This is a genomic window from Xanthomonas sp. SHU 199 (assembly GCF_000364665.1).
Classification (GTDB): Bacteria; Pseudomonadota; Gammaproteobacteria; order Xanthomonadales; family Xanthomonadaceae; genus Xanthomonas_A; species Xanthomonas_A sontii.
Map to the genome: position 1 here is coordinate 1 of NZ_AQOI01000019.1, position 6,094 is coordinate 6,094.

Consider the following 6,094-nt stretch of genomic DNA (forward strand, 5'->3'; position numbering starts at 1 on the left):
GCTGGGGCGGTGGTGGCGGCAGTTCCGGAGGCGGTGGCGCCTCGGGGAGCTGGTGATGCGCCTGCTCCGGCACCTGTTCGCGCCGTCCGCACAGCGCCTGTTCCCGGCGGCCAGCCTGGAGCGCATCGGCGCGGCGATCGCCGAGGGCGAGCGCCTGCACCGCGGGCAGGTGATGTTCGCGGTGGAATCGGGGCTGGCACCGGCGCAGGTGCTGCGCGGCATGGCCCCGCGGCTGCGCGCCGAGCACGCGTTCGCACAGTTGCGCACCTGGGATACCGAGGCCAACAACGGCGTGCTGATCTATCTGCTGCTGGCCGATCACCACATCGAGATCGTCGCCGACCGTGGACTGCACGGGCGGGTGGACGCCGCACAATGGCGCCAGGTCTGCGCGCTGATCGAGCGCGACATGCGTGCGGGCCAACCCGAACAGGCGGTGATCGCCGGCGTCGGCGCGGTGTCCGCGTTGCTGGCCGCGCACTTCCCGGCGCAGCCGGGCCAGCCGGGCGAGAACGAACTGCCGAATCTGCCGCATGTACTGGATTGAGTGTGCTGCTGTGGTGGTTTGCGCTGCCAGCAGAGGCGGCGGTGTTGTGGAAGGGACTTCGGTCCCTAGGCGAGAGTGCCGGGCTGGGGCCTGATGGCTCTGCTCGTCGCGGCTGAAGCCGCTCCCACATCAGGGCGATGCCGCTCCTGCATGGGTGCGACGGGTGGTGTGGTGGGAGGGACTTCAGTCCCGACGCGATAGCGCCGGAGTGAACCCGATGGCTCTGCTCGTTGCCGCTGATGGCCTGGAGGCCACATGGGCCGCTACCACAAGCAACGAGGGGCACGTGGCGGCTGGGCTGAGCATATTTCTTGGGGTCGGTCGGTGGCAGGTTCGTGGGCCTGCCAGCAGATGAAGCGCCACCCCGCTGCGCCGTCCGCAGGCGCGGCAATTAGCGGAGTCAGTAGCAGACGCGCGCGCCTGACAGCAGATGAAGCGCTACCCCGCTGCGCCGTCCGTAGGCGCGGCAAGGAGCGGAGTCAGTGGCAGACGCGTGCGCCTGCCAGCAGATGAAGCGCTACCCCGCTGCGCCGTCCGTAGGCGCGGCAAGCAGCGGAGTCGGTGGCAGAATAGGCACTCTTTGCCCCCGGCCGACGTTTGCGCATGACCTATCTCCACCAGATCGATCCCATCGCCTTCTCGTTCGGGCCGGTGAAGGTGCATTGGTACGGGCTGATGTATCTGGCCGGCTTCATCTCGGCCTGGTGGCTGGGCCGCCGCCGCATCCGCGCCGGGCGCCTGCCCGGGGTGAACGAGGACGGCTTCTCCGATCTGCTGTTCTACGCGATGCTCGGCGTGGTGCTGGGCGGGCGCATCGGCTACATGCTGTTCTACGCGCTATCCGATTTCCTGGCCGACCCGCTGCTGATCTTCAAGGTGTGGGACGGCGGCATGAGCTTCCACGGCGGCCTGCTGGGCGTGCTGGCGGCCTGCCTGTGGTGGACGCGCAAGGCGCGCCTGCATTTCTTCGACACCGTCGATTTCATCGCGCCGCTGGTGCCGCTGGGTCTGGGCTTCGGCCGCATCGGCAATTTCGTCGGCGGCGAGTTGTGGGGCAAGTTGACCCACGCCGGCTGGGGCGTGATCTTCCCGCACGCGCCGGCGACCGACGGGGTGGCCAACGCGCCAGCGCTGGAGAGCTTGATGAGCAGCGCGCAATTGCAGCAGCAGTACGCCGCCGGCATGCTCGATCGCTATGCCCGCCATCCGTCGCAACTGTACGAAGCGGCGCTGGAAGGATTGGTGATGTTCGTGGTGCTGTGGACGTTCTCGATGAAGCCGCGCGCGCGCTATGCGGTGTCCGGCTTGTTCGCGCTGCTCTATGGCGTGTTCCGCTTCGCCGTGGAATTCGTGCGGGTACCGGATGCGCAGCTCGGCTACCTGGCATTCCATTGGCTGACCCGCGGCCAGCAGTTGAGCATCCCGCTGATCCTGCTCGGCCTGTTCCTGCTGTGGCGCTCGCGCAGCGCGCCGGTGTTGCAGCCGGTGCCGCCGCCGGAGGCGAGCAAGTGAAGCAGTACCTGGAATTGCTGCAGCACGTGCTGGAGCGCGGCGCGGAGAAATCCGACCGCACCGGCACCGGCACGCGCAGCGTGTTCGGCTGGCAGATGCGCTTCGATCTCAACGACGGCTTCCCGCTGGTCACCACCAAGAAGCTGCACCTGCGCTCGATCGTGCACGAGTTGCTGTGGTTCCTGAAGGGCGAGACCAACATCGCCTATCTCAAGGACAACAAGGTCAGCATCTGGGACGAGTGGGCCGACGCGCAGGGCGAACTCGGCCCGGTGTACGGCAAGCAGTGGCGGCGCTGGACCGGTGCCGACGGTCGCGAGATCGACCAGATGCAGTGGCTGGTGGACGAGATCAAGCGCAATCCGGATTCGCGCCGGCTGGTGATCAGCGCCTGGAACGTGGCCGAGTTGCCGCAGATGGCGCTGATGCCCTGCCACAGCCTGTTCCAGTTCTATGTGGTCGACGGCAAGCTCAGCTGCCAGCTGTACCAGCGCAGCGGCGACATTTTCCTGGGCGTGCCGTTCAACATCGCCAGCTATGCGCTGCTGACCCACATGGTGGCGCAGGCCACCGGCCTGGGCGTGGGCGATTTCGTGCATACGCTGGGCGATGCGCATCTGTATTCCAACCACTTCGAACAGGCGCGCGAACAGCTGGCACGCACGCCGCGGCCGCTGCCGCAGCTGCGGCTGAATCCGGCGGTGACCGATCTGTTCGCCTTCACCTACGACGACATCGCCATCGAGGGCTACGACCCGCACCCGGCGATCAAGGCGCCGGTGGCGGTGTGAGTGGCGGGGAGCGGGGAATGGAGAATGGGGAATCGGAAAAGGCGGCAGTGGCGGCGGGGACGGATTTGGAGCCGTCTACGCGCACCTCGCTGCAGTTGAGCCTGATCGCGGCGCTGGATCGGGCCAATGCGATCGGTCGCGACAACGACTTGCCGTGGCGCCTGCCGGACGATCTGAAGCGGTTCAAGGCGCTGACCCTGGGCAAGCCGGTGTTGATGGGGCGCAAGACCGCGCAGTCGCTGGGGCGCGCGTTGCCCGGGCGCTTGAACCTGGTGATGACCCGTTCCGGGCAGGTGCCATTCGCGGACATGCAGGCGGTGGCGTCGCTGCAGGCGGCGATCGACGCGGCGCGCGCGGCCGGCGCTGCGGAGCTGTCGGTGATCGGCGGTGGCGACATCTTCGCCCTGACCCTGCCGCTGGCCGACGTGTTGTACCTCACCCATGTCGACACCGTGGTCGACGGCGCCGATGCGCATTTCCCCGCGTTCGATCCGGCGCAATGGGAGGTGGTGGCGCGGCAAGCGCATCCGGCGGATGCGCGGCATGCGCTGGCCTTCGAATTCGTGGATTACCGGCGCCGGGCGGGCGCGGTGTAAGCAGTGGCTGTGGCGGATTGCCGGCGCACATGCCGGGATTGTTAGGAGCAGCTAGCCGCGACACGCATTCCCGGGAACGCCTGTCGCGGCTGAAGCCGCTCCTGCGAAACCGCAACGTCTCGCGTTAGACCTATTCCTGCTCGGGCGCAGCAGAGGCAGTCGGCGCCGGTTGTCCACGGTTCGGCGCGCTGCGCCGCCGCGGCGTGGCGGTGCGCGCTGCCGGCGGCGGTCCCTGCACTGGGCGGCCGGGGACCTGCACGACCTGCAGGTCCTCGCTGTCCAGGCGCAGGGCGGTGAGTTTGCCGCCCCAGACCGCGCCGGTGTCGATCGCGTGCACGCCCTGGGTGATGGTCAGGCCCAGCGTCGACCAGTGTCCGCAGACGATCTTCAGGTCGCGCTCGACCCGCCCCGGCACCTCGAACCACGGATACAGGCCCTGCGCCTGGGTGCCGGGCGTGCCCTTTTCCTCGATCGCGATGCGCCCGCGCGGGGTGCAGTAGCGGGCGCGGGTGAACAGGTTGATGATCGCGCGCGAGCGGTCGTAGCCGGTCAGGCCCGGCGACCAGGCCGGGCGGTCGCCGTACATGTTGCGGAACAGCTTGCGGTAGCCGTTGCCGTGCAGTTGCTGCTCCACCTCGCGCGCGTGCTTCTCGGCCAGCGCGGTGGTCCACTTCGGTGCCAGGCCGGCGTGGATCATCATCCAGCCGAGCTGGCGGTCGGCGTGCAGCAGTTTCTGCATGCGCAGCCAGGTCAGCAGTTCGTCGCGATCCTCGGCCAGCACGATGCGTTGCAGGTCCGGATTGACCTTGCGCTGTTCGTCCGGGCTGCGCTCGCCGATCGCCAGCAGCGACAGATCGTGGTTGCCCAGCACCACCACGCTGTGCTCGCGCAGCGAGTGCACCAGGCGCAGGGTCTCCAGCGATTGCCCGCCGCGGTTGACCAGGTCGCCGCAGAACCACAGCCGATCCACCGCCGGATCGAAGCGGATCTTCTCCAGCAACTGCTGGGTGATGTCGTAGCAACCCTGCAGGTCGCCGATCGCCCAGACCGCCATCAGTGCAGGGTCCGCGGGACGGACAGCACGAACGGCGCGATCGCGGCGATGAAATGGGTGCCGTCGTCGGCTTCCATGTCGTAGTGGCCGCGCATCGTGCCGTGCTCGGTTTCCAGTACCAGCCCGGAGGTGTAGCGGAAATCCTCGCCCGGGCGCAGCCGCGGCTGTTCGCCGACCACGCCGTCGCCGTCGACGCGTTCGATGCGGCCGTTGCCGTCGGTGATCTCCCAGTGGCGGGCGATCAGGCGCGCGGCGACGCGGCCGCGGTTGTGGATGCGGATCGTGTAGGCGAACGTGTAGCGTCCGTCCTCCGGCGCCGATTGGTCGTCGAGGAATCGGGGCGACACTTCGACCTCGATCCGATAGGGGGCGTCATCGTTCATCCCCACAGTTTAGAGCGTGTTTTGCCGTTTGAGGCGAGATGCGTCAGCGGTTTCCATCGCGAGGTCGCTGGCGCGTGGCAGTGGCCCTGGCTGCCGCCTGCGCGCGCCACCCGTGCGGGCCTGTTGTTGCCGCGGGCAGTGCGCAGGAGTGCCGTCGTTCGCGGTGGCGGTCTGTGCTGTGCGGCTTGTCAAGTTGCGGTGTCGAGGCGGTGCCGTCATCACCATGTCTACGGCGCAGGTCGGCGACGCCTGCGCCGACATGCAAGGAGCGGAGCAACGCGTGCGCAGAGGTTCGCACCACGCATGCATGCGCGCGCCGCGCGGGACGTCCGCTCAGGCGTGCGCGATGTTGGCCAGGCGCACGAAGTCGCCGACCTCGAGCTGCTCGGCGCGCGCGTCCGGACGCACGCCCGCGGCCTCGAACTGGGCGGCATCGCAGACGCCGTTCAAGGCGTTGCGCAGGGTCTTGCGGCGCTGCCCGAACGCGGCGCGGACCACGTCGGCGAAGCGCTTGGGATCGGTGATGCCCACCGTCTGCGGCGGCCGCGGCACCAGCCGCACTACGGCCGAATCCACCTTCGGCGGCGGCCGGAACGCGCCCGGCGGCACCACGAACAGCGAGGTCACCTCGCAGTACGCCTGCAGCATCACGCTGAGCCGGCCGTAGACCTTGCTGCCCGGGTCGGCGGCCATGCGGTCGACCACTTCCTTCTGCAGCATGAAGTGCATGTCGGCGATCGCTGCGGCGTGGTCCAGCGCATGGAACAGGATCGGCGAGGAGATGTTGTAGGGCAGGTTGCCGACCAGGCGGATGCGCGCGCCCTCGGCCAGGGCGGCGAAATCCACCGACAGCACGTCGCGGTTGAGGATGGTCAGTTCGCCGACGTCGGCCGCCGCCGCGGTCAGTGGCGCGATCAGGTCGCGGTCGAATTCGATCACGGTCAGCCGGCCATGCCGGCGCAGCAGCGGGAAGGTGATCGCACCCTGGCCGGGACCGATCTCCACCAGCCGGTCGCCCGGCTTGGGATCGACCGCGCGGACGATGCTGTCGATGTAGTGGCGATCGCTGAGGAAGTGCTGGCCAAGGGATTTCTTGGCCGGGGCGCCGAAGCCGGAAGAGGAAGTCATGGCCGGCATTTTATCGGCATGCACGGGGCGGCGCGCGCTTGCAGCGACGCAGATACCGTCTTGCCCCCTAGCAGGCAAGGCCC

The 6,094-nt window shown here is 68.5% G+C and carries 7 protein-coding genes; 4 read left to right on the top strand and 3 right to left on the bottom strand.

Annotated elements, in window-relative coordinates:
* The first annotated feature begins 55 nt into the window (after positions 1–55).
* From D183_RS0101085 to D183_RS0101100, 4 genes are all read left to right on the top strand, one after another.
* Positions 56–547, top strand: coding sequence for a TPM domain-containing protein (locus D183_RS0101085; RefSeq protein ID WP_017907351.1), 492 nt, complete (start codon positions 56–58; stop codon positions 545–547).
* 603 nt (positions 548–1,150) lie between these two features.
* Positions 1,151–2,059 (top strand): prolipoprotein diacylglyceryl transferase, encoded by a 909-nt coding sequence (gene lgt, locus D183_RS0101090; RefSeq protein ID WP_017907352.1) that lies wholly within the window; start codon positions 1,151–1,153, stop codon positions 2,057–2,059.
* Positions 2,056–2,850 (top strand): thymidylate synthase, encoded by a 795-nt coding sequence (locus D183_RS0101095; protein ID WP_026144081.1) that lies wholly within the window; start codon positions 2,056–2,058, stop codon positions 2,848–2,850. The genes lgt and D183_RS0101095 overlap by 4 nt, the downstream gene beginning before the upstream one ends.
* Before the next feature lie 89 nt (positions 2,851–2,939).
* Entirely contained in the window at positions 2,940–3,446 is a 507-nt protein-coding gene (locus D183_RS0101100) for a dihydrofolate reductase (RefSeq protein ID WP_026144082.1), read from the top strand.
* A gap of 130 nt (positions 3,447–3,576) precedes the next feature.
* On the opposite strand, the gene D183_RS0101105 is transcribed toward D183_RS0101100, so the two are convergent.
* From D183_RS0101105 to rsmA, 3 genes are all read right to left on the bottom strand, one after another.
* Positions 3,577–4,500, bottom strand: a complete 924-nt coding sequence (locus D183_RS0101105; RefSeq protein WP_017907355.1) for a symmetrical bis(5'-nucleosyl)-tetraphosphatase — start codon at positions 4,498–4,500, stop codon at positions 3,577–3,579.
* Positions 4,500–4,883 carry a Co2+/Mg2+ efflux protein ApaG gene (gene apaG / locus D183_RS0101110; RefSeq protein ID WP_010340000.1) on the bottom strand — a complete coding sequence of 128 codons (384 nt, stop codon included), beginning with the start codon at positions 4,881–4,883 and terminating at the stop codon, positions 4,500–4,502. The genes D183_RS0101105 and apaG overlap by 1 nt, the downstream gene beginning before the upstream one ends.
* Positions 4,884–5,216: 333 nt before the next feature.
* A complete protein-coding gene (gene rsmA, locus D183_RS0101115) occupies positions 5,217–6,011 on the bottom strand; it encodes a 16S rRNA (adenine(1518)-N(6)/adenine(1519)-N(6))-dimethyltransferase RsmA (RefSeq protein ID WP_026144083.1) in 795 nt (264 codons plus the stop codon).
* Between the last annotated feature and the right edge of the window lie 83 nt (positions 6,012–6,094).